Below are 2,729 nucleotides of genomic sequence, written 5' to 3' on the forward strand. Positions count from 1 at the left end.
GGCAGGGCAGACAAGAAGTTTTGCTGCGACACCTGCCGCAACAGTTACAACAACCGGTTTAACAAAGACAGTAAAAACCTGATGCGTAATATTAATAACGCTTTGAGAAAAAACTACCGCATCCTGGAAAGCCTCAACCCCGAAGAAAAAACCAAAACCACCCGAGACAAACTTTTAAAACTGGGATTTAATTTTGATTATTTCACGAGCATCTATACCACCAAAGCCGGGACGGTGTATTATTTTGTGTATGACCAGGGCTATTTGCCACTTGAGAATGATTTTTTTGCGTTGGTGAAACGTCAATAGTTTATAGATGTGAGATATGAGTAGTGAGCCTGCCTGCCGAAGGCTGGATATTAGATATTAGACCTTATGAAAAAAGAAGAACTTGAAAAATTATCCAACGAGGAACTGGAAAAGAAAATCAAATCCGGAATTTCAATTTTGTATGCCGCATTGATGCTTTTTATCATTTATGGGGTGTATATGATTTACCAGATGATTCAGGGCAGCTGGAAACCCGACGTGCAAATAGCCGTTCCTTTATTTCTATTTGCTGCTTTGATTCCCAATTGGGTGAATATTAAAACTATGAAAGAAGAACTTCAGAAAAGAAACTCAAAACAGTAGTTGAAAAAAACTAAATACCATGAAATCCCGCTCATTTGTTTATTTTACGGCCATAGTGTTTATTGTTGGCAGTGGCTTGCATTATTTTATTTCGGGCGAAAATTACCACAACTCTACCCCCCGAAATGTTTTGGTGGTTTTACAAATCCTATTCGGTCTGGTGCTGGCCCTTTTATACCGACCGAAAAAAGGGGAAGTTGAGAAGTAACTATCAACTTAAAGGTTTTGTGAAATAAGGTCTGTTTAGAGCCTGCTTTGCTCCTCCCGTTGAAGAATCGCCACGTCCTTAAGTAGTCGTTCCATATCTGCCCAATCGGTGCCGTCATAAAACCCGCGGATACGTCTTCGGGTGTCCACCAACACAAAATTTTCGGTGTGGATCATATCATAGTCGCCACCATAAGGCTCATCTTTGGCCACCAGATAGGACTTACGGGCCAAATCATAGATTTGTTTTTTCTCACCGGTGAGCATATTCCATTTAGCATCAACCACCCCTTTACTTTCGGCATATGCTTTTAAAACCGGAACTCTGTCAATTTCAGGAGTTACACTGTGTGATAACAGCAGCACTTCATCATCTTCCATCAAAATATGCTGTAATTTCACCATGTGGTCTTTCATAATCGGGCAGATGGTGGGACAGGTGGTGAAAAAGAAATCGGCAATATAGATTTTACCATCATAGTCCTTTTGAGTGATGGTATCGCCATTTTGATTAAGCAACGCAAAATCGGCTATGGTGTGGTATTTTTTTACGCGTTGTTTGGTGCTGTCTACCAGTTCAAAATTTACCATATTGGGTTGGTAAACCGCGAGTTTTGGAATAGGCTTTAAAATCTGGTAAATGGCAGTAACGATAATGGCCGAAAGCACCAACAAAACTATCGCAAGAAACTTGTATTTGGAGAAAAATTTGAGCATTTTTTTGTATAAAAACAGTGCAAAATTACTGAATTTGAAAAGGTTTTTTGACCCTATTTTCGTTAAATTAAAGTCAATTTAAATTGAGGCTTTAAAAACTAGTTCTAAAACCTTACTTTTGCCGTTCAATGTAAATGAATTTATGGATCCGTTTTTTGTAAAAGCCATTCAGCTTATTTTAAGCTTGTCAATACTGATTGTCCTGCACGAGTTGGGGCACTTTATACCCGCTAAAATTTTTAAAACCCGTGTAGAGAAATTCTACCTCTTTTTTGACGTGAAATATTCACTTTTCAAAAAGAAAATCGGCGAAACCACTTACGGTATTGGCTGGCTGCCTTTGGGCGGTTATGTGAAAATTGCCGGGATGATCGACGAGAGCATGGACAAGGAGCAAATGAAACAGCCCCCGCAACCATGGGAGTTTCGCTCAAAACCCACCTGGCAACGCCTCATCATTATGGTGGGTGGTGTTACAGTAAACATCATCGTGGGCTTTATGATTTATTCACTGATCCTGTTTCATTTCGGACGTGAGTTTGTCACCCCCGAAACCATGCCTGATGGATTTGCAGTGCACGAAATCGTACAACCCTACGGATTTGAAGACGGTGACCAGATTCTGAAAGTCAATGGCGAGCATTTTGAGAATGTTTTGGATATCAATAAATACTTGTTTTTGCGTGATGTAAAAACAGTAGAAGTTTTACGGCAAAACGGAGACACTGAAACGCTGACAGTTCCGGATGATATCGGGCAGCAAATGTTTCAGGCCGGTGTTTTTGAGCCATTTATTCCAATCTCAGAGCCGATTCTAGAAAAAGTAGATCCAGATAGTCCTGCTTCCCGAGCCGGATTAGAAGCGGGAGATAAAATACTTTCAGTAAATGATGAGGAAACTAAATACTGGCATGAGTTTAGTCAAAAAATACTAACAAACCCTGAAACTCAACTTAATCTTGAAGTTCAAAGAAATGGGCAAGTTGTTCAAACTACAGTCACTCCAAATGAAAAGGGACTCATAGGAGTTGAAAGTAAGAGGAATTTTGATTCCATTCACAGGGAATATTCACTTTGGGAAAGCATCACACACGGAAGCAGTTTCGGATATGATATTTTAAGGGATTATGTTGCCCAGTTTAAATATGTATTTACCAAAAAAGGCGCTACCC

At 39.8% G+C, this 2,729-nt stretch carries 5 protein-coding genes; 4 read left to right on the top strand and 1 reads right to left on the bottom strand.

Going from position 1 to position 2,729, the window contains the following annotated elements; translation table 11 throughout:
• The 3 genes from AC6F75_RS09810 to AC6F75_RS09820 all read left to right on the top strand — a co-directional run.
• A partial coding sequence (locus AC6F75_RS09810) for a hypothetical protein (protein WP_500714850.1) occupies positions 1 to 309 on the top strand: 309 nt, incomplete at its 5' end.
• 66 nt (positions 310 to 375) lie between these two features.
• On the top strand, positions 376 to 633 hold the full coding sequence (locus tag AC6F75_RS09815) for a hypothetical protein (protein ID WP_500714851.1): 258 nt from the start codon (positions 376 to 378) through the stop codon (positions 631 to 633).
• Between the two features lie 19 nt (positions 634 to 652).
• Positions 653 to 841: a hypothetical protein gene (locus AC6F75_RS09820; protein WP_500714852.1), complete on the top strand. Its 189-nt coding sequence runs from the start codon at positions 653 to 655 to the stop codon at positions 839 to 841.
• 35 nt (positions 842 to 876) lie between these two features.
• On the opposite strand, the gene AC6F75_RS09825 is transcribed toward AC6F75_RS09820, so the two are convergent.
• Positions 877 to 1,557, bottom strand: a complete 681-nt coding sequence (locus tag AC6F75_RS09825) for an SCO family protein (protein WP_500714853.1) — start codon at positions 1,555 to 1,557, stop codon at positions 877 to 879.
• Between the two features lie 118 nt (positions 1,558 to 1,675).
• Here AC6F75_RS09825 and rseP point away from each other — a divergent pair.
• A partial coding sequence (gene rseP, locus AC6F75_RS09830; RefSeq protein ID WP_500714854.1) for an RIP metalloprotease RseP occupies positions 1,676 to 2,729 on the top strand: 1,054 nt, incomplete at its 3' end.

This window comes from Planktosalinus sp. (assembly GCF_059864935.1).